This is a genomic window from Afifella sp. H1R (assembly GCF_021462425.1).
GTDB classification, from domain to species: domain Bacteria; phylum Pseudomonadota; class Alphaproteobacteria; order Rhizobiales; family Afifellaceae; genus Afifella; species Afifella aestuarii.
This window is the reverse complement of the sequence record NZ_JAKEDY010000002.1, coordinates 328,515-349,204: the sequence shown is the minus strand read 5'-3', so window position 1 is coordinate 349,204 and position 20,690 is coordinate 328,515. Positions and strand designations below refer to the sequence as shown.

Below are 20,690 nucleotides of genomic sequence, written 5' to 3'. Positions count from 1 at the left end.
CCTCTTTAAAACCGCATCGAAAAACTGCCGTTGAAATCGTGGCGGCGGCCTTCGGCGGCGAACTCGCCGTCGTAGGAGAAGGACAGCATCGCCATTTCGGCGACCGCGACGGAGAGCGAGGCGCCGAGAAGCGCCGCGTCGGCGGCAACCGGCGCGGCTTGCGTCGCAAAGCTCGGACCGCCGGCCACGAAGCGGAGTTTGGCGGCGGGTGCGAGGTCGCCCTCCGCATGGCGCCAGCCGGCATGTCCGGCGACAACGGCAAGCCGGCCCCCGGGAAGCGTGAAGAAGCTCGAGGCGCGCAGGCCGAGCGTGGAGAAGAGGAGGTTCTGGCTTTCCAGATCTCCGGCAAGCCCTGCCACGTCTCCCGTCTCCGAAATGTCGTCGCCGTCGACATGCAGGAAGGCGAGGCCGGCAAAGGGCTCGATGGCAAGGGCGGCGAGCGAGGTCTCGTAGCTCACCTCGCCGAAGATCTGGCCTGTCCGGTTCCAGTCATCGGCGCGCTCGCGTTCGGCGAATTCGCCGATGACGATGTCGCGCGTCGTCTCGATATGGTTGAACGTATAGGCGGCTCCGCCCGTGAGGCCGAAAGCGCCGATGTTGCGGCCGCCGTAAAGGGCCGCGCCATAGCTGTCGACGACGGCGTTGGCGCCATCGCGTCCGTCGAGCGAGGCGCGCCCGAGGACGACGGCGCTGCCGAGACGCCAAGCCGAGCCGACCATATTGTCGAGCCCGGCGATGAGCCCACCTTCCTTGACCGAATAGCCCGGCCTGCCGGTTTCAGCCGAAAAAGTTCCCCAGCTGCCATAGGCCTTTGCCCAAACGTTGCGGCGTGCGCCGCGGGGTTCGCGGCCGGTGTTCTGGCCGGCGGCATAGGAGAGCGCCGCGCTCGCCGGGGCTTCGAGGAGATCCTCGCCCGTATAGGCAAGCGGGGAAAAGCGCGAAGGTGTCTCATCGCGCAAAGCCGTCCGCAGGCGCGCTCCGACGGCATCGCGCAGGAAGCGGCCCTGTTCCACGACGGCGCGGCGCGCGGCGCCATGCACCTGTCCGGACAGGTCGCTGTAGGCGGCTTCGGCAGCCGCGGTATCGGGCGAAAGCAGGAGAGCGTCGTAGAGCGCGTTGCCGGCACCGAGGCTTTCGGCCGCCGCGGCGACGGCACGCTGATCGGCACGGGTGGCGGCATCCTGAAAGGCGACGTCGTTGCGCGTGACGGCAAGCGACAGGGCGCCGCTCTCGTAATCGAGCGCGAGATCGAGGAAGAGCCGGCTCGTCGCAAGGAGCGTGTCGAAGCGGCCGGTGACGCCCTCGCGTGCCGTCAGGAGCGTGTAATGTCCGGGGCCGCGCGCACCGGACAAAGCGAGGCTGCCGCCCGCGATGACGGCCTTGCCGGCGACATCGACCCGGTCGCTCGACCCGTCGGTGGCGAGCTCGGCGGCATAGGTCGAACCGGCGGAGAGGGTGAGATCGCCATCGACCGACAAGGTGCCGATCCCGTTGGCTCCTGGCGAGAGCGTGCCGCCTGCATCGACGCGTGTCGTGCCGACGCGGCCGGTGCCGCCGAGAAGACCGCTGTCGCCGACTTGAATCGTGCCGGCGAGAGAAGCCTCGCTGCCGGCCGCCTCGCCGACGAGAAGGCGCGCATTGCGGATGTCCGTCGTGCCGGTGAAATCGGAGGAGCGGCCGGTCAGGATGGTCGTGCCGGAAAGAACTCTGACCGTGCCGTTGCCCGAAAGAACCGGGTCGAGCCTGTAATCTCGGTCGGAATGGTTGAGGAGGAGGGTACCCGTCCCGTCCCCGAAAGTGATCGTCTCAGCCTCGATGCGGCCGGCGGAGACGGGGGCCTCTTCGGCGCCGATGGTGAGCGTGCCCGCAGAGCCGTTCTGCCGGGCGACGACGAGATTTGCGGCCGTCACCCGTCCCCCGCCGGAAACGTTGAGCGCGCCGGTGCCTGCGTCTCCAACGGTGATCGTGCCGGACGAGGCGAGGTGCGAGCCGTTGCCGGTGACGTGGACCGTGCCGGACGCGCCGGCGGCCCTGCCGAGCACGATCTCCTGGCCTGCGGCGTGTCCGCCGCGGGATACGGCGAGGTCGCCCGATCCTGCCCCGCCGATGGTGAGGTCGCTTGCGCTCACGAGGTCCGAGCCGGCACCTTCGACGGCCGCCGCGCCGGAAGAGCCGGCCTTTTTGCCGATGACGATGCGGATGGCGCTGGCTTCGCCGCCAGCCGCGATTTTGGCATCGCCGCTGCCACCGTCACCGATGACGATCTCCTGGCCGGCCTCGAGCGAGGAGCCCGAGCCCGTGATGCGGACGGCGCCCGCGCTGCCCGTTTCCGCGCCGACGATTGCTTCGGCCGCGGTGACGCTCGCGCCTCGGTCGATGGAAAGAAGGCCGGAGCCGCGCGTGCCGATGGAAATTCCGTCGATGACCGTCCAGGACGAGCCGCCGCCATCGAGAGCGGCGGTGCCGGTGGCTCCCGAGGTTTCTCCGAGGCTCGCGCTGTCGCTTGTGACGGTTCCTGCCGCCGTGACGTGGAGCGTGCCGGTTCCGCCCGTCGATCCCGCGCCGCCTGCCGATCGCGCGTCGGCGTTGCCGCCGATCGCAAGCGCCTTGGTCGTCCACGACGAGCCTTCGCCGGAAACCGTGACGCGACCGTCTGAGCCGGCCTCGGCGCCGAGCGTGCTGTCGCCGCTCGCGAGCGTTCCGCCGGCCGTGACCGCGATGTCGCCCGCGCCTTTGCCGCCGACGGTGAGCGCGCCCGTCGTCCATTGGCTGTCCGATCCGTCGATCGCGACTTTTCCCTCGGCGCCGGCCTCCGCCCCGATCACGCCTGAGCCAGAGGCGACCGACGCGGCGCCCGAGACGGAGAGAAGCCCCGAGCCGCGCGTGCCGATGGCAATGCCATCGATGACGGTCCAGGACGAGCCGCGCCCGTCGACCGCGACGTCGCCCGTTCCGCCCACCTGGTCGCCGAGCGTGCCCGAAGCGCTTGCGACCTCGCCGCCTGCGGTGATGTCGAGGCGGCCGGAGCCGGCGCCGCCGACCGCGAGGCTGTTAGCGACGGCCCAGGTCGCGCGATTGCCGGAGACGCTGGCGACACCTTCAGCACCGGCGGAATCGCCGAGGAGGGCGCTGTCGGCGGTGAGCCAGCCGGAGGAAAGCTCGAGCTCGCCGATGCCGGCTTTGCCGACGATGAGGGTCGTGGCGACCGTGACGAGGGATTGGCCGGAGATGAGGAGTTTTCCGGCGCCGCCAGGCGCTTCGCCGAGCGCGAGCGAGGAGGTGGCGAGAGAGGCGCCGCCTTCGACGCTGAGCCTGCCCTCGCCCTCGTCGCCGACGATGAGGCTGCCGGCATTCTGCCAATTGGCGCGGTCGCCGATGACGGTGGCGTCGCCCGCCGCGCCGCTTGCGGCACCGATCGTGGCGGTCTGCGTCGCAAGACGGCTCAGGATGCGGATCGTGCCGCTTCCCGAAGCGCCGACGGCGAGCGACCCAGCCTCCGCATCCTCACCTTCGAGACGCACGGCGGGCGCGGCATCGATCACGGCCGCATCGTCGCGGGAGGGCGTGCCGGAGGTCCAGTTTCGGGGATCGAGCCAGGTGTCGCTTGCTGTGGCCTGCCATGCGGTGTCGCCGGCAAGGCTCGGCGAGGGGAATCCAAAACCTGCGGCCAAAAGGCCGACTCCCACGCCCGAAAATGCAGAACGCAACAAACGGATACGCATTTGCCGCTCTTGTGCCATGCATTGGTTACCAATCCGCTCTCGGCCGGAGAGAATTTTGCGCGACGCCCTCTTGCGTCCGATGCATTTAGATATATCTAAGTCGACGACATATCGAAATGCATCGGAGAATGACATGCATCATCATCACAACCATCCGGGCGCGGAGCGCGGACATCATCGTTTCGGCGGCGGTCGCCGTCACCGGCACGACGCATGCGGCGATCAGGGCCGCGCGTATTTTGAGGACGAGACCTTCGAACGGGACATGTGCGACGACGAGGCCGAAGGCAGCGACGGTTTCGGGCCTGAGCGCAGGGCGAGAGGAGCTGGCCGCGCCGATGCCCGCAGGCCGGACGATCGCCAAGACTTCTGCGGTTGGGAGGCTGAAGGCGGGCGGCACGGTCGCCATGGTCATCCCTTCGGGCACGAGTTTGGACGCGGCGGCGGCCATGGGCATGGCCATGACGGTCCCCATGTCGGGCCTCGTGACGCGCTTCATGGAGCGCCCCGGGGCGGTCCCCGCGGCGGTTTTGGTGGCGGCCCGCGGGGTGGCCCCCGTGGCGGCTTTGGCGGTTTCGGCGGCGACCCCCGGGGTGGTCCGGATGGCGGCTTCGGCGGCGGGCACGGAAGCCATGGCGGTGGACGCGGACGCGGCGGGCGCATCTTCGACCAGGGCGATCTGCGCCTCGTCATCCTGACGCTGATCCGCGACGAGCCGCGCCACGGCTACGACCTCATCAAGGCGATCGAGGAAAAGCTCGCCGGCGCCTATGTGCCGAGCCCGGGCGTCGTCTATCCGAACCTCAGCATGCTGGAGGAGATGGGCCACGCCTCGATCGAGGAGCGCGACGGCCGCAAGCTCTATGCGATCACCGACGAAGGGCGCACCTATCTCGAAGCGCACGAGACGCTGGTGAAGACGATTTTTGCGCGCATGGAAAAAGTGGCGGCGGCGCAGCCTTCGCGCTCCGCACCGGAGGTGCTGCGGGCTTTCGAGAACCTCAAAATGGCACTGTCGCTCCGCCGCGAGCGGGGGGCGCTGTCGAAGGAGGAATCGAAGGCGATCGCCGCAATCCTCGATGAGGCGGCGCGCGCCATCGAGCAGAGTTGACCCTGCACGGCAGCCATGCTGAAGCGGCATGGCTGCCGCGCCTTTCTTCTTTGCGTCAAATGGTGCAAGGGCGGGCTTCCCCCCATCCCAGAGGTTCCCCTTGCTCCCCTGGCTCAAGCTCGATACGGCGCCGCTGCCGGCAGGCGGCGAAATGCGTCTCATGCAGCGCGGCGGCGATTTCGCCATCATGGTCGGCCGTGCCGAACTGATGAATTCCCGCCAGAGCGGCTCCGAAGAGGCGCTGGCGCATCTCGCCTGTGCGCGGATTTCAAACCGCAAGCGCCCGCATATTCTGATCGGCGGCCTCGGCATGGGGTTCACCTTGCGTGCCGCACTTGCCGATCTTCCGCCGGAAGCGCGCGTCACCGTCGCCGAACTCGTGCCGGCCGTGGTCGCCTGGGCCGGCGGGCCGCTGGCGGAGCTTTACGGCACGAGCCTCGCCGATCCGCGCGTCACGATCGTGGAGGAGGATGTCGCCCGGCTGATCGCCGAGGCGAACGGCAGCTATGATGCGATCCTGCTCGATGTCGACAATGGGCCGGACGGTCTCGTCGCCGAAGACAACGAAGCGATCTATGCCTGGCGCGGGCTTGGTGCGGCGCGCCGGGCGCTGACGGCCGGCGGCGTGCTCGCGATCTGGTCGGCCGCCCCGGATCGCGCCTTTGCCGAGAGGCTGCGGCAGTCGGGCTTTGCCGTTGCCGAACAGAAGGTGCGGGCCCGCTCCAACGGCGCCGGCGCGCGCCATGTCATCTGGCTTGCGACGCGCAGCTCCGGCGAACAGGCGGCACGGCCGGCGCCGCGGCGGCGGGTGCGGCGCTGAAAGTCTGACGCGCATGCCCCTGACGCCCATGCCCCTGACGCCCATGCCCCTGGCGTCCGCGCCCCTGGCTCCCATGCCCTGACGTCCGCGTCGCCTGGGGCGGGCGACGGACGGCTGAGAATGCGCTATGGCGGGGGAATGCACCCCCGTCCTTTTGCCGTATCAGCCCTTCTGACCTGACCATGACGATCGACCTTGCCCTCGTCCTGGCGCTTCTTGGCGCTGCGATCGTGATGTTCGTCGCCAACCGCCCGCGCATGGATGCGGTGGCCGTGATCATGATGGTGGCGCTCCCCTTCACGGGCGTGCTCACCGTTTCCGAGGCGCTGTCGGGCCTGTCCGATCCCAACGTCGTGCTGATTGCGGCGCTCTTCATCATCGGCGAGGGCCTGGTGCGCACCGGCATCGCCCAAAGGCTCGGCGAGCGCATCGTGGCACGCGCCGGCGGCAACGAGGCCCGCCTCATCGTCCTGTTGATGGTGACGGTGGCGCTGGTCGGTTCGGTGATGAGTTCGACGGGCGTGGTGGCGCTTTTCATCCCGGTGGTCCTGCGCGTCGCCCGCTCTGCCGATCTCGCGCCCGGCCGCCTGATGATGCCGTTGAGCGTCGCCGGTCTCATCAGCGGCATGATGACCCTCGTGGCGACGCCGCCGAACCTCATCGTCCATTCAGAGCTTCTGCGGCAGGGTTTCGAAGGTTTCGGCTTTTTCGCCATCACGCCCTTCGGCGTGCCGCTTCTCGTTCTCGCGATCGTCTACATGCTCTTTGCCCGCCGTCTCCTGCCCGGCAAGCCGAAGAAGGCGGGCGGGGCGGTGCGTCCGCATCTCTCCGACTGGGTGGAGGAATATGGGCTCGCCGGGCGTGAGGGGCGGCTGCGCATCGAGCCGGGTTCGTCGCTCATCGGTCACCGTCTCAAAGATCTCAATCTGCGCTCCACCTCGGGCGTCAACGTCATCGCGATCGAGCGCGGCCGCGGCTTTGCCCGCCATCTCATCCGCCCTCTGGCGCAGACGCAGCTGCACGAGGGCGACATCCTCTTTCTCGATGTCTTCGTGCCGACGATCGACATCGACGATGTCTGCCAGCGTTTCGGCCTCGCCCGGCTGCCGCTGTCCGGCGCCTATTTCACCGACCGCTCGCAGGAAATCGGCATGGCGGAGATGATGGTGCCGGTGGAATCGAGCCTGATCGGCCGCACCGTCGTCGAGGCGCGCTTCCGCTCCGAGACCGATCTCGCCGTCGTCGGCCTGAAACGCGGACGCAAGGCGGTGACGACCTCGATCCTCGACGAGCCCCTGAAGCTCGGCGACACGCTTCTCGTCTTCGGGCCGTGGCGGGCGATCCGCGCTTTGCAGGCGGAGGGAAGCGACACCATCGCCCTCAATTTGCCGGCCGAACTCGACGATGCCCTGCCGGCGCCGGGGCGCGCGCCCTATGCGCTTGCTTCCGTTGCGCTTCTCGTCGGGCTGATGGTGTCAGGCGTGGTGCCGAACGTGCAGGCGGCATTGATCGCCTGTCTCGTCATGGGGCTTTTCGGCTGTGTCGACATGACGAGCGCCTATCGGTCGATCCATTGGCAGAGCCTCGTTCTCATCGTCGGCATGCTGCCCTTTTCGCTCGCTTTGCAGAAGACGGGGGGTGTCGATCTCGCCGCCGATGCGCTGTTGTCGGTCGTCGGCGACGCCGGCCCGCGCGCCGTTCTCGTCGGCATCTTCATCGTGACGGCGGCGTTCTCGCTGTTCATTTCCAACACCGCGACGGCGGTTCTGATGGCGCCGGTCGCCGTCGCCGTCGCCGCCGAGCTTCACGCCTCGCCCTATCCCTTTGCGATGACGGTGGCGCTGGCCGCGTCCTCGGCCTTCATGACGCCGGTCTCCTCGCCGGTGAACACGCTCGTCATCGGACCCGGCGATTACACCTTCATGGATTTCGTGCGCGTCGGCGTGCCCTTTGCCGGCATCTCGCTCGTCGCCACCGTGACGCTCGTTCCGTGGCTCTTGCCGTTCTGACGGGGGGTCAGCTCGCCGAAGCGAGGTTTTGCGTAACGAGCCTGAGCGGCGGGACCGCGCTCGAGGCGGGTCCGACGGCGACGCGATTGCGCCCGCCGCGCTTTGCCTCGTAGAGGCGTTCATCGGCGAGACGGTAGAGGTGGTTGAAGGTGCTGCCGCCCGAGACGCTGGCACCGCCGATGCTGACGGTAAGCTGGTGCGGACATTCCTGCGGCGCAAATGAAATCGTTTCTACTTTGCGGCGAATGCGTTCGGCGATTTCGCCGGCATCGACCGTGCCGGGCAGGAAGACGCCGAATTCCTCGCCGCCGAGCCGGCCGACGATGTCGTCGATGCGCATGCTGGAGCGGATCGCCGCTGCGATGACGCACAAGGCCTCGTCCCCGCATTGATGGCCGAAGCGGTCGTTGATGCTCTTGAAGCGGTCGGCGTCGATGACGAGGAGGGTGCCCGGACGCCTGTTCTCCAGGCTGTCCTTCGTCTCGCCAGGATTGCCGACACCATGCAACCAGTCGTCGACGAGGCTGGAGAAGGCGCGCCGCGTGAGACAGCCGGTGAGCCCGTCGAGCGAGGCGATCGTGTTGAGGCGATGGTTGGTCTTCGCGAGCTGCCGAAGCTTCAGCGACAGATAGAAGAAGGACGGGGCGGCGAGGATGAACGCCACCACGGCCGAGCTGAACAAAGCCCGCGTCAGCGCCGGATCGCCGAGATCGCGAAACATCAAGAAATTGAAGGAAACAGCGAAGACGATGCAGAAAAGGGTGCCGAGCGTCGTCCAGCGCAGGATCTGCATACGTCCCCGCGGAGAAACTTCTGAAAGCATGGGTGCGCCGAACCTTCCGTTCCGCCACGGAAACTAGCCCCTATTCCTGAACAGGACTTTGGCGAGTTCGCAAAATTTGTAACTGTTTGCTGGCGTAGTTCGCAACTTATGGCCGCGGGCGCCGAAATGCGGGGATCGGAGGGGCGCGACATATCGCCGGCCGGGCTTTGACCGGCGTGGCGGCCGACGCCACTTCAAGGGTGATGCGGCGCGTGACCGCCGGCGGGACCTGCGCGCGACCCTGGCGGACCCCCGGTGCGGGCCATGTCTGTGGGTCTCGCGCCGGCAGAAAGCCTCGGGGAACGGCAGCGCCCGATGCCTGGCGGGCGGGAGGTTCGGATGGTGCGGGACATCCGGGAAGAGGGACGCGACGAGACGGCCCTGAGCCGCGGCCACGCCGCCGAGGCGCGAGCCGATGTCGCCGTTCATGCCGCGCCGCTCGAGACGGTGTTCGACACATTTGGCGCAAGCCGCGACGGGCTGAGCACGGCGGAGGCGGCCGACCGGCTTGCCCGCTTCGGGGAAAACCGTCTGCCCGTCGCAAAGCCGCGCGGACCGCTTCTGCGTTTCCTCGCCCAGTTCGACAATCTTCTGATCTTCGTTCTTCTGGCGGCGGCGGCGGTGACCGCGCTTCTGGCGGAATGGATCGACATGTCGCTGATCCTCGGTGTCGTCGTCATCAACGCCGTCGTCGGCTTCATCCAGGAGGGGCGGGCGGAAAAGGCGCTCGAGGCGATCCGCGGCATGGTGAGCCCGCACGCGTCCGTTCTCCGCGACGGGCGGCGCCTCACCGTGCCGGTCGAAGAGCTGGTGCCCGGCGATATCGTGCTTCTGGAGGCGGGCGACCGCGTGCCCGCCGATCTCCGGCTCTTCCGCGCCCGCGGGCTTCGGATCGAGGAGGCGGCGTTTACCGGCGAATCCGTGCCGGCCGACAAGGCGCTGGGCGAGGTGGCGGCGGATGCGCCGATCGGCGACCGCAGCTCGATGGCGTTTTTCGGCACGTTCGTCGTCAACGGCCAGGGCGCGGGCGTGGTCGTCGCGACCGGGGAAGCGACGGAGCTCGGCCATATCACGCAGCTTCTCTCCTCGGTGGAGCAGCTGACGACGCCGCTTCTGCGCCAGATGGACATTTTTGCCCGCCAGCTCACCTTGGTCATTCTGGGCGCTGCGGCGCTCGTCTTCCTGTGGGGCGTTTTCCTCACCGGCTATGCCTGGGAAGAGGCCTTCATGGCGGTGATCGGGCTTGCGGTGGCCGCGATCCCGGAAGGCCTGCCGGCGGTGATGACCATCACGCTCGCCATCGGCGTGGAGCGCATGGCGCGCCGCAACGCCATCATCCGCCGCCTGCCGGCGATCGAGACGCTGGGTTCCGTTTCCGTCATCTGCTCCGACAAGACCGGCACCCTGACGCGCAACGAAATGATCGTCTCCTCCGCGATCCTGGCCGATGGTGAGATTGAGATCGTGGGGTCCGGCTATGCCCCGGAAGGAGAGCCCATCAGAAACGGCGAGCCGGTCGACACGGAGGCGCATTTCGCGCTCGGGCTTCTCGCCCGCGCCGCGCTTCTCTGCAACGATGCGAGCCTGCGCCAGACGGAGGACGGCTGGGTCGTCGAGGGCGACCCGATGGAGGGGGCGCTCGTCACCTTTGCCGCGCGCGCCGGCTGGCACTGGGAGACGACGCGCGGCGCCTTTGAGCGGCGCGACGAGCTGCCCTTCGATTCCACCACCCAGTTCATGGCGACGCTGCACCAGGAGGACGATGCCCGCATCGTCTATGTGAAGGGCGCGCCCGAATGCGTGCTTCAGATGTGCGACCGCCAGGTCGACGCGGACGGCGAAGTGCCGCTCGACCGGGCGAAATGGCAAAGCCATGTGGAGATGCTGGCGGCGGACGGGCGCCGGGTTCTCGCCTTCGCGGCCAAAGTGGTGGGCGACAGCGTCGACGCGTTGTCACCGGCCGATGTGGCGGGCGGGCTGAGCCTCATCGGCCTCGTCGGGCTCATCGATCCGCCGCGCGAGGAGGCGCGCGAGGCCGTCGCCGATTGCAAGTGCGCCGGCATCGCCGTGAAGATGATCACCGGCGACCATGCCGCGACCGCCGGCGCGATCGGCCGCAGGCTCGGCTTGAGCGGCGATGTCGCCGTCTTGACCGGACCCGAGCTCGATGAAATCGGCGAGGCGGACTTTCCCGCCCGCGTCGCCGCGACCGACGTCTTCGCGCGCGCCAGCCCCGCCCACAAGCTGCGCATCGTGGAGGCGCTGCAGACGCAAGGCGCGGTCGTCGCCATGACCGGCGACGGGGTGAACGACGCGCCGGCCCTGAAGCGGGCCGATGTCGGCGTGGCGATGGGGAAAAAGGGCACGGAAGCCGCCAAGGAGGCGGCCGACATGGTGCTCGCCGATGATAATTTCGTCTCGATCGTCGCCGCCGTGCGCGAGGGGCGCACCGTCTACGACAATCTCAAAAAGGTCGTCGCCTGGACGCTGCCGACGAATGGCGGCGAGGCGGCGGCGATCATCGGCGCCATGCTGTTCGGTCTGACGCTGCCGGTGACGCCCGCCCAGATCATCTGGATCAACATGGTGACGGCCGTCACCCTCGGGCTGACGCTCGCCTTCGAGCCGACGGAGCCCGGCACCATGGCAAGGCCGCCGCGAAAGCCGGACGAGCCGCTCGTCTCGCCCTTCCTGTTGTGGCGGATCGTCTTCGTCTCGGGGCTCTTCGTCGTCGGGCTTTTCGGCATGTTCAATCTCGCGCTCTGGCGCGGCGAGAGCGTGGAGACGGCGCGCACCATCGTCGTCAACACCATGGTGGTGATGGAAATCGCCTATCTCTTCTCCATCCGCTATATCGGCGGCCCCTCGCTCACCTGGCGCGGCCTGGTGGGCACGCGCGCCGTTCTGATCGGCGTCGCGATCCAGGTCGCGGCGCAGCTTCTCTTCACCTACGCCCCGCCGGCGCAATTCATTTTTGAAAGCCGCCCGCTGTCGGTGGCCGAAGGCGCGATGATTCTCGGCGTGGGGGTTGTGCTGTTCGCCGTGCTGGAGGTGGAGAAGGGGGTGATGCGGCGGTGGAGGGGAGCTGAAGACGCAGCGTGACCCTTCGCCCACTGGACCTCCATCCTGTGTTCTGCCTGTTCGCGGAGCAAGTATAATTTGACATGTTCAGGCATCTATCTGGATTGTGAATATTGTTCGCCTTCCAGTATAGTTAATTATTTGTTATTGCTGAAGAGGTGACGAAGTGAGCGAGGAGGAATCTGAACCGTCAGAGGCGCCATGGCCGCCTCAGGCGTTTGTTAGCACCGCAGATTTTCAGAGCGTCGACTACAATGCCGTCATACGAGATCTCAAATCAGTGTATGATCACAAGCTCGAAGCGGCCTTTATGGCTGCAGCGCGCAATAATCTAACGAAGGAGCCGGACTTCAGTGCGTACCGACTGTTAGCATCTGCGTGCGGTCTTCATTTTCGACTGCACGATAAATCTGGGCCTTTCGGCCCACAATTAGTCATGGACGGGAGGCGGTCCGCCATCCCTGAAGACTGGCTAGGGGAGCAGAACGAGGTTTTTTCCGAGATACTTCCGGAGGTTGAGCACCCCGGCCTGAGGGCACGTCTGGCCGATATTGTCTGGACTAACGATCGGCGGAAGGGGACCGCGGCGCAGATCGCTGTCCTTACTTATTGCGAGTGCGTCGAAGGCCTTGTCGAGGAACGTTTCGAGGACCGATTCCCAAGCGATCATAAGGTTTCCCTTGAAGAAGTTGACCTCGTCGAACGCTCTGCGCAGATTCATTCGCGGTCGAGCAAGCGCGGCTCTCCGTTGCATGAGCGCATCGCGTCCATACTGAGGGAGCTCTATCAGCAAGCACGAGAACACCTTGATATCGTGCCGCTTAGGCGGCTGGCCGAGCTTCTGTCCCGCCACGCGCTAATCAGTATGGACGAGCTTGCCGCGCATGCGGAAGCGGCTGCATTGGCAGCCGAGAAAAGGTCGGACGCCTATCCTCTCGCCATAAAACAGCTCTGGAATTTGGCTGCGTTCGCCCACCAGGAAGCTGGGCGTTCGGACGAAGAGCGACGCTGTCTTATAGCTGGAGTGGATCAGACCCTGCAAATGGCCGGGCAGGTCGGGTCGGCGTCCGCTCAAGCCCATTGGTATCGCGAAGCCATTGGCGAGCTGAGAACTATTCCCGACACAGCGGAGCGGAGGGAGCAGTTACGTCTCGCAATGCGTTCACTGCAGGAGAAGGCCCTAGAAGAGATGGGCTCGTTCTCCATTCCTATGGATTTGACGGAGATCGCAACTGGAACGATCGCGATATTCGAGAAGCTGACGCTTTCGGATGCGCTGAAGGAATTTGCGCTCTTGGCCCGACCCACAAGTGCAAACCAACTGCGCAAGAAGGCGTTGGAGCCGCACGGCCTCGCAGAGATGTTCGGAGCCGCACACTTGGATCACGACGGGAAGATCACCAAAGAGGTCGAGGGCGCACCGCTGGATGGCGAACCGAGCGAGGACTGGCTCAAGAGCAAGATGGTCCAGCAAATGCGTTTCCGTTATGAGATTGCTGTGTCCGGGCAGTTGGAGCCAGCACGACGAGTCTTGGCTCGTGAGTTTCCCTTCTCAGAGCGGCATTTTCGGTTCATCGCGCTGCAGAGCCCATTCATACCCCGATCGCACGTAGAGACGTTTGCTTTGGGCTTCGCCAGAATGATGCAGGGCGACATGCTATCTGCAGGCCCGATCATTATCCCTCAACTTGAGCAGTGTGTGCGCCATGTATTGATGAATAGCAGCGTCGAATCAAGCAAGATGAGGAGCGATCTAACTCAGGAAGATAGATCTCTTTCCGCATTGCTTGAAATGTATCACGATGATCTTATCCGCATCTTCGGAGAAGATATCGTTTTCAGCATCGATATGCTGTTTAATCACCGCCCTGGCCCTGCACTCCGGCATGAGTTTGCGCATGGCAAGATTGGAGACGGGAGTTGTGGTGACCCAGCTGTCTACTACGGATGCTGCTTTATCTATCTGTTGGTTTGCGTCCCGCTTCTTCCCATATGGGCTGAGCATGTGGCTCCGGCCATAGAGGCCGGATCATTTTAGTAATGGCAGGGCTCACCTCGGAATTCACCCTAACTGGCCGCTCATCTCTCAACGCCCCGATCGCGGTTTCGTCCACCCCCTCCTCTTCGAGCCCCGCGTCCGTCTCATGGCCGAGGGGCGAGGCGCGCTCGATCGCTCCCCGCGCCATGTCGGTCGCGCTGAATCAGCGCCGGGAATTCTCCAGGAGGACGTCGGCGCGGCGCTGCAGCCTCCGGCGCAAGAGGCTTGGCGAGGAGGCGCGCAAACTGGCGGACCGGTTGCATCCCCAGGGCATCGCCGCGGTTTTTGCTGACGAAACGTTTCTCTGCACGGCGGGAATGTTTGACGGCGCATTCTCACCCCCGTGGCGCCCCCGAGGCATCTGCGTGTCGCTTTCCGGCAAGCTTGCAGAGGGTGTCTCGGGCATGGGGGCGGCGGTGTTCGTGCGGGCGACGTTTTGGTCCGGTTGAGCCTGTCTTGATTTTTCAGGACGGGGTTGTTCTGGCCGCTGTCATCGTCGCTTTGCTGGACATCGCAAAAATCCGCGAAATCTAGGTTCCTGGTCGACACGCCTGCGCGGCGTGCGAGCGAGCCGCCGAGCGACGACTTGGGGCGAAGGCTGGGCTGAAAAGCCGGCCGGAGACCTCGGGCGGGGTGAAGGCGGGGGGCGGTGATCGTGGTCAACGTGATCGCGCTGAACGTGAGCGTGGCGACGGTGATCACGGTGAAAGCGATCACGGTGAAAGTGATCGTGGTGAAAGTGAACGCGGTGACATTGAACGCCGCGACATCGGCGACCGAAATCCATTCAGGCATCGGGGAAAAAATATGTTTCAGCTCGTCACGAGCGTCTGGGCGCTTCTCTTCGGTGTCTTCCTGATCATGGTCGGCAACGGCATGCAGTCGACGCTGATGGGTGTGCGCGGCGATATCGAGGGGTTTTCGACGTTCGAGCTGTCGCTCGTGACGTCGGGCTATTTCCTGGGCTTTCTGGTCGGCTCGCGCTGGACGCCGGAGATGATCCGCAAAGTCGGCCATGTGCGCGTCTTCGCAGCCCTCGGCTCCTTGATGTCGGCGGGGCTCATCGCCTTTCCGCTTCTGACCGATCCGTGGTCGTGGACGATCCTGCGCCTGATGCTCGGCTTCTGCCTGTCCGGCATCTATGTGACGTCGGAAAGCTGGCTCAACGACCGCGCCACCAACGAGACGCGCGGCATGCTGTTGTCGTCCTATATGGTGGCGCAGATGCTCGGCATGGTGGCGGGGCAGGGGCTTTTGAATTTCGGCGATGCGGCGGGCTTTTCTCTGTTCGTCTGGGCGTCGATCCTCGTCTCTCTCGCCTTCACGCCGGTGCTCCTGTCGGCCGTGCCGATCCCGGCCGTGCAATCGCCCAAGGCGATGTCGCTGCGCCAACTCTACGATCGCTCGCCGACGGCGGCGGTCGGCACGCTGGTGCTCGGCGGCGTGTTTGCGGCGCAGATGGGCATGTCCCCGGTCTATGGCGCCAAGATCGGGCTCGATGTGCGCGAGATCTCGGCGCTCGTCGCCGCCCTCTTCACCGGCTCCTTCCTGTTTCAGTTTCCGGTCGGCCGAATGTCGGATTTCATGGATCGGCGGGTCCTGATCCTGACGCTGTCGGCGGTCGGCGCTGTGACCTGTGGTGTCGCCTTCACGCTGTCGGGAAATCTGATCGCGCTTCTGGCGGCCGGGCTCGTCATGGGCGGCATGGCAAGCCCGCTCTACTCGCTCCTGATCGCCTACACGAACGATTACCTCGAACACGAGGATATGCCGGCGGCGGCGAGCGGCATGGTTTTCATCTATGGGGTCGGCGCGATCGCGGGCCCGCTGATGACCGGCCAGGCGATGGATCTCGCCGGCCCGCAATTCTTCTGGGTCATCCTGGCGGTGCTCTTTGCGATCATCGCGGTCCATACCGGCTGGCGCATGTCGCAGCGTCCGGCCCCGGCCGGCGATGATTCCGCCTATGTCAGCGTGCTGCCGAACTCGTCGACCGTCGCCGTCGAGGCGGCCTATGAATGGTACACCGAGGCGGCGTCGGAGAGCGACGAGGAGGAAGGCGCCGAGACCAAATCGGACAGCGGCGAGGGCGCGTCGGAAACTGATGAGGCGGCCTCGGAGGGTGATGAGCCGGCTCCAGAGGCCGAGGAGCCGGCGCCGGAAAACCTGCAGCACAAGGAAGATTACGGGCCGGAATACGTGGACGACGACGGGACCCCGCCGCCCGAAAAGGTTAGGCCGATCATTTTCTGAGGTCATGTCGCCGGCTGGCGCCGGTTCGCCGTGCGCAAAGCCCACCCGGCGGGTTTCATCCCCCGGAACCGGCGCGGCTTTTTGGCTTTCGCCGTTTTCTCCACACGCCAGGAATGCTTGACTGTGCCGCCCCCAGGGGCTTGCCTTTCGGGGACGGCCCTTCTCCCCCCTGGCGTCGAAGAAGACGGAACATCCTTGAATGGCGACGACCGATCTCGCGAGCCGCGTTTACGATCACACCTGGAAGCTCGACCCGATCGTTCGCTCCCTGCTCGACACGGATTTTTACAAGCTCTTGATGTTGCAGATGATCTGGCGTCTGCATCGCGACACGCAGGTGACCTTCTCGCTGATCAACCGCACGCGCCGGGTGAAGCTCGCCGAAGAGATCGACGAGGCGGAGCTGCGCGATCAGCTCGATTATGCCCGCTCGCTCACCTTCACCAAGAAGGAGATGATCTGGCTCGCCGGCAATTCGTTTTATGGCCGCTCGCAGATCTTCGAGCCGGAATTCCTCGCCTGGCTCGCCAAATTTCGCCTGCCGGAATACGAGCTGAAGCGGGTGGACGGGCAGTTCGAGCTCGATTTCCACGGCCCCTGGACGCACACGACGATGTGGGAGATCCCGGCGCTCGCGATCGTCAACGAGCTCCGGTCGCGCGCCGCCATGCGCCCGATGGGACGCTTCGCGCTCGACGTGCTCTACGCCCGCGCCAAGGCGAAACTCTGGGACAAGGTGGAGCGGCTGCGCCAGCTGCCGAATTTGCGGCTCTCCGATTTCGGCACGAGACGGCGGCATTCCTTCTTGTGGCAACGCTGGTGCGTGGAGGCCTTGAAGGAGGGGCTGGGCGACGCCTTCATCGGCTCGTCGAACGTGCTTCTGGCGATGGATGCGGATCTGGAGGCGATCGGCACCAACGCGCACGAGCTGCCGATGGTGGAGGCGGCGCTGTCGCCCGACGACGCGGCGCTTCGGGGCGCGCCCTACCGGGTGCTGCGCGAATGGGAGACGCTCTACGGCGGCAATCTCCTGATCGTCCTGCCCGACGCCTACGGCACGACGGCGTTCTTGAAGAATGCGCCCGACTGGGTCGCCGATTGGACCGGCTTTCGCCCCGATTCCGCCCCGCCCATTCCCGCCGGCGAGGAGATCATCGCCTGGTGGCGGTCGAAAGGGCGTGACCCGGCGGAAAAGCTTCTGATCTTCTCCGACGGCATGGATGTCGACACGATCGAGGAGACCTACCGACATTTTTCCGGCAGGGCGCGCATGTCCTTCGGCTGGGGCACCAATCTCACCAACGATTTCCGCGGCTGCGCGCCGGAGCCCTGCGGGGCGCTCGATCCGATCTCGCTCGTCTGCAAGGTGAGCAGCGCCAACGGCCATCCGGTCGTCAAGCTCTCCGACAATCCGCGAAAGGCGAGCGGGCCGGAAGAGGAGATCGAGCGCTATCTGAAGGTCTTCGGCTCCAAGGGCCGCATCGACCGCGAGGTTTTCGTCTGAGGTTTTGTGAGAGCCCGCGCGGCTGCGTGGCGGGCCGACCGATCGGGCGCAATCAGCGCCGGCGATGCGTCGGGGCGTGAAAATCCGGCGGCTTGTTGGCGATCCAGGCGAGAAATTTGGCGATCTTCGGATGGGCGGAGAGGGGCGTTCCCTCCGCTTCGAAGCGGGCAAGATCCGCATTCGAGAAGACGGCGTGGAGCGTGCGGTGGCAGATCGGATGGATCGGCACCGTCTCCCGCCCGCCGCGGCTTTTGGGCACCGGATGATGCCATTCGACGCGTCGCCCGAGCGGGCGCCCGCACAGCCAGCAGGTGTCGGTCGAGGGATCGCTTGAGACCATGTGGCAGGCGAGATAGGTGCTCCGAGCCGCAGAATAAAGCGATCCGTGCCTCGAGACTGGGGGCGCCGACACGGATCCGACGCCCCCAGGGTGATTATGGCCGCCCAGACATGACCACCCAGGCGTGACTGCCCAGACATGACCGGCCCAGATATGACCGGGTGGTCAGGCGCGGCCGGACCCGATCTCTTCGTCGGACGGTGCCGTGTCGCGCTTGGCGAGATCGCCATGTCGCGTCCAGATCGTGCCGTCGATCTTGCCGGCGAGCTCCGGATAGAAGTCGTTGTCGAAGATCGGCTCCTGGCCCGCTTTCTTCTGCTTGAAGTAATCGTGCGTGAGCTTGGTGACCGTCCCGGACAGGGCGACGATGGCGATGAGGTTGATGGTGGCCATCAAGCCCATGGACGCATCGGCCGTGTGGAAGACGGTGCGCACCGATTGCAGCGATCCCCAGATCACCATCAGGAGCGCGGCGACGCGCAGGACGGTGAGCCCTCCCTTGCCGCCGAAACCGAGGAAGGTCATGGCGTTTTCGGCATAGGAGTAATTGCCGATGATGGAGGTGAAGGCGAAGAAGAAGATCGCCACGGCGACGAAATAGACGCCCCAATCGCCGATATGGGCGGAGAGCGCGTTCTGCGTCAGCTCCGTCCCCGTCACCTCCTGGCCGGGCGTGTAGACGCCGGACAAGAGGATCATCAACGCGGTCGCCGAACAGATGAGGAGCGTGTCGATGAAGACGCCGAGCGCCTGCACCATGCCCTGGCTGGAGGGATGATGCGGGTCGGGCGTGGCGACGGCGGCGATGTTCGGTGCCGAACCCATGCCCGCCTCGTTGGAGAAGAGGCCGCGTTTGACGCCGTTCAGCATGGCTGCGGCGATGCCGCCGGTGACGCCGCCCGCCACTTCCTCGAGCCCGAAGGCGCTTTTGACGATGAGCGCGAAAACCCCCGGCAATTCGGCATAGTGCACGATGAGCACATAGAAGGCGACGATGAGATAGGCGATCGCCATGAACGGCACCACGATCTCGGCCACCCGCGCCACCTGCCGGATGCCGCCGAAGATGACGATGCCGGACAGAAGGGCGAGGCCGAGCCCGATCCAGAGTTTCGGAATGCCGAAGGCTGCCTCCACCGCATCGGCGATCGAATTCGCCTGCACGGCATTGAAGACGAGGCCGAAGGAGAGGATCAGGAAGACCGAGAAAAGCCCGCCGAGCCAGGGCAGGCGCAGGCCGCGGGCGATGTAGAAGGCGGGCCCGCCGCGATAATCGCCGTCTTCGTTGCGCACCTTGTAGAGCTGGGCGAGTGTCGATTCCGCATAGGCCGTCGCCATGCCGACGAGCGCCACCATCCACATCCAGAAAATGGCCCCCGGTCCCCCGAGGGTCAAAGCGACGGCAACGCCGGCGAGGTTGCCGGTGCCGACGCGCGAGGCGAGCGACACGGTGAGCGCCTGCAAAGGCGAAATGCCGGATTTGTCGCTGGAGCGCGAGCCGCGCACGACACGCAGAAACTCCGGAAAATGACGAAACTGAATGAAGCCGAGCCTGAGCGTGAAGAACACTCCGACGGCCAAAAGGCCGTAAATGAGGACGTAGCTCCACAAAATGTCGTTGGTGAAATCGATAACAGCGTCCAGCATCCCATCCCCTCGCTGAGTGAGCCTGTTGTCGAGCCCGAGAAACCTGCGTGACGCAAAATTTCTTAGTCCGCAAAGAAGGTAAGTTTCGACAGCGGCGTGAGTTGCTTGGAGAAAGCTATAATGATGATAAAAACTGTCGAGGCGCCGCGGACGACGGCTTTTCAAGCCCCTGCCGGCAGCCAATACTGCATAGCCAAGTGACTGATCCGCAAAGGGTCGGTCGTGGACAGGCGGCCCAAGATCCGGCGCGAGAACGGTCCCGTTCGTGAGGCCGTGAAACGGCGAAAGAATCGTCCTAGTTTGCCGCCATGTCCTACCGCATCGTTCTCATCGATTTCGACGGCACGCTCGCCGACACCCGCCGATCGGTCGTTGCCTGTATGGGCCGGACGCTCGCCGAGTCGGGCTTTGCGATGCCGGAGGAGGAGAAGATCCAAGAGGTGATCGCGGCCGGCCTGCCGCTCGATGAGGCCGTGGCGGTCCTGGTGCCGCAATTGGCGCCGGAGGAGATCCCTCGCTGCGTTGAAACCTATCGCGACAAGTATCCGGCGATCGACGCCGAACATACGCAGCTTTTTGAGGGCGCACACGAGACGCTCGCGGCCTTGAACGCCGCGGGAATGGCGGTCGTGGTCTTGTCCAACAAGGGCGTGAGAGCCATCGAGGCGACGCTCGCCCGCTTTGAGATCGAGGTGAGCGCGATCATCGCCGCCGAGCCCGGCGCGCCGATGAAGCCCGATCCGGCGGTCTTTCATGAGCGGGTCGTGCCGCGTTTCGGCGCGCGGCCCCTCGGCGATTATCTGATGGTCGGCGACACGCGGGCCGACCTCGCCTTTGCGAAAGCGGCCGGCATCGCCGCCTGTTTCGCCCGCTACGGCTATGGCGATGCGTCAGACTGCCTGGCGCTCGCGCCCGAGCATGTCATTGCAACGCTCGGCGAGCTCAAGGCGCTCGTCTGCGGGCCGCCTGCGGTGACGGAAAAGGCGTGAATGAGGTCTGCCCGCCCCGCAGGCCGTTCAAGTCAGTTCAAATCAGTTGCAGCGTTTGATGACGAAGGTGAAGACGTCGCCCTCCGTGCGCGATTCCATCAGTTCGTGACCGCTCGTCTGGCAGAAATCCTGAAAGTTTCGGACGGTGCCGGGATCCGTCGCGACGACTTCGAGCGTGCTGCCGGAGGGCAGCTCTTCCAAGACTTTTCTGGCGCGCAAGAGCGGCAGCGGGCAATTGAGCCCTTTCGCGTCGAGAACCTGATCAGCCATGTTTTCCTCCCGCCGTCCGGGCGCAATACCGGCCAGGCGCAATGCCGGCCGGGCGCTTTGCCGGTAGGAATCAAATGGCCCCC

The 20,690-nt window shown here is 65.6% G+C and carries 15 protein-coding genes; 10 read left to right on the top strand and 5 right to left on the bottom strand.

The features are described 5' to 3' along the window. Nucleotides 1–5: 5 nt before the first annotated feature. Nucleotides 6–3,671, bottom strand: coding sequence for an autotransporter domain-containing protein (locus L0F51_RS13260; protein ID WP_234629692.1), 3,666 nt, complete (start codon nt 3,669–3,671; stop codon nt 6–8). A 184-nt stretch (nt 3,672–3,855) separates the two neighbouring features. Between L0F51_RS13260 and L0F51_RS13255 the strand changes: the two genes are divergently transcribed. From L0F51_RS13255 to L0F51_RS13245, 3 genes are all read left to right on the top strand, one after another. Further along, nucleotides 3,856–4,833 carry a PadR family transcriptional regulator gene (locus tag L0F51_RS13255; RefSeq protein WP_234629691.1) on the top strand — a complete coding sequence of 326 codons (978 nt, stop codon included), beginning with the start codon at nt 3,856–3,858 and terminating at the stop codon, nt 4,831–4,833. 100 nt (nt 4,834–4,933) lie between these two features. After that, nucleotides 4,934–5,653, top strand: coding sequence for a spermidine synthase (locus L0F51_RS13250; protein WP_234629690.1), 720 nt, complete (start codon nt 4,934–4,936; stop codon nt 5,651–5,653). 182 nt (nt 5,654–5,835) lie between these two features. Continuing rightward, nucleotides 5,836–7,662, top strand: coding sequence for an SLC13 family permease (locus L0F51_RS13245; RefSeq protein WP_234629689.1), 1,827 nt, complete (start codon nt 5,836–5,838; stop codon nt 7,660–7,662). Nucleotides 7,663–7,669: 7 nt separating this feature from the next. Here L0F51_RS13245 and L0F51_RS13240 read toward each other — a convergent pair whose 3' ends face one another. Next, nucleotides 7,670–8,485 (bottom strand): GGDEF domain-containing protein, encoded by an 816-nt coding sequence (locus tag L0F51_RS13240; RefSeq protein WP_234629688.1) that lies wholly within the window; start codon nt 8,483–8,485, stop codon nt 7,670–7,672. Nucleotides 8,486–8,824: 339 nt separating this feature from the next. On the opposite strand from L0F51_RS13240, the gene L0F51_RS13235 reads away from it, so the two are divergent. From L0F51_RS13235 to pncB, 6 genes are all read left to right on the top strand, one after another. Further along, nucleotides 8,825–11,587 carry a cation-transporting P-type ATPase gene (locus L0F51_RS13235; RefSeq protein WP_234629687.1) on the top strand — a complete coding sequence of 921 codons (2,763 nt, stop codon included), beginning with the start codon at nt 8,825–8,827 and terminating at the stop codon, nt 11,585–11,587. A 145-nt stretch (nt 11,588–11,732) separates the two neighbouring features. Further along, complete coding sequence (locus tag L0F51_RS13230; protein WP_234629686.1) at nt 11,733–13,604, top strand: DUF4209 domain-containing protein; 1,872 nt, start codon at nt 11,733–11,735, stop codon at nt 13,602–13,604. A gap of 146 nt (nt 13,605–13,750) precedes the next feature. Next, a complete protein-coding gene (locus tag L0F51_RS13225; RefSeq protein ID WP_234629685.1) occupies nt 13,751–14,053 on the top strand; it encodes a hypothetical protein in 303 nt (100 codons plus the stop codon). A gap of 200 nt (nt 14,054–14,253) precedes the next feature. After that, nucleotides 14,254–14,463 (top strand): hypothetical protein, encoded by a 210-nt coding sequence (locus L0F51_RS13220; protein WP_234629684.1) that lies wholly within the window; start codon nt 14,254–14,256, stop codon nt 14,461–14,463. Further along, nucleotides 14,412–15,857 (top strand): MFS transporter, encoded by a 1,446-nt coding sequence (locus L0F51_RS13215; protein ID WP_234629683.1) that lies wholly within the window; start codon nt 14,412–14,414, stop codon nt 15,855–15,857. Before L0F51_RS13220 ends, L0F51_RS13215 begins: the two co-directional genes overlap by 52 nt. A gap of 199 nt (nt 15,858–16,056) precedes the next feature. Continuing rightward, nucleotides 16,057–17,361 carry a nicotinate phosphoribosyltransferase gene (gene pncB, locus L0F51_RS13210; RefSeq protein ID WP_234629682.1) on the top strand — a complete coding sequence of 435 codons (1,305 nt, stop codon included), beginning with the start codon at nt 16,057–16,059 and terminating at the stop codon, nt 17,359–17,361. A gap of 52 nt (nt 17,362–17,413) precedes the next feature. Here pncB and L0F51_RS13205 read toward each other — a convergent pair whose 3' ends face one another. After that, nucleotides 17,414–17,773, bottom strand: a complete 360-nt coding sequence (locus L0F51_RS13205) for an HNH endonuclease (protein ID WP_234629681.1) — start codon at nt 17,771–17,773, stop codon at nt 17,414–17,416. 93 nt (nt 17,774–17,866) lie between these two features. After that, complete coding sequence (locus tag L0F51_RS13200) at nt 17,867–19,345, bottom strand: sodium:alanine symporter family protein (protein WP_234630344.1); 1,479 nt, start codon at nt 19,343–19,345, stop codon at nt 17,867–17,869. 311 nt (nt 19,346–19,656) lie between these two features. Here L0F51_RS13200 and L0F51_RS13195 point away from each other — a divergent pair, with 311 nt between their 5' ends. Then, complete coding sequence (locus L0F51_RS13195) at nt 19,657–20,337, top strand: HAD family hydrolase (RefSeq protein ID WP_234629680.1); 681 nt, start codon at nt 19,657–19,659, stop codon at nt 20,335–20,337. Nucleotides 20,338–20,379: 42 nt separating this feature from the next. Here the strand turns inward: L0F51_RS13195 and L0F51_RS13190 are convergent, their stop codons facing one another. Further along, entirely contained in the window at nt 20,380–20,607 is a 228-nt protein-coding gene (locus L0F51_RS13190) for a sulfurtransferase TusA family protein (RefSeq protein WP_128292162.1), read from the bottom strand. Between the last annotated feature and the right edge of the window lie 83 nt (nt 20,608–20,690).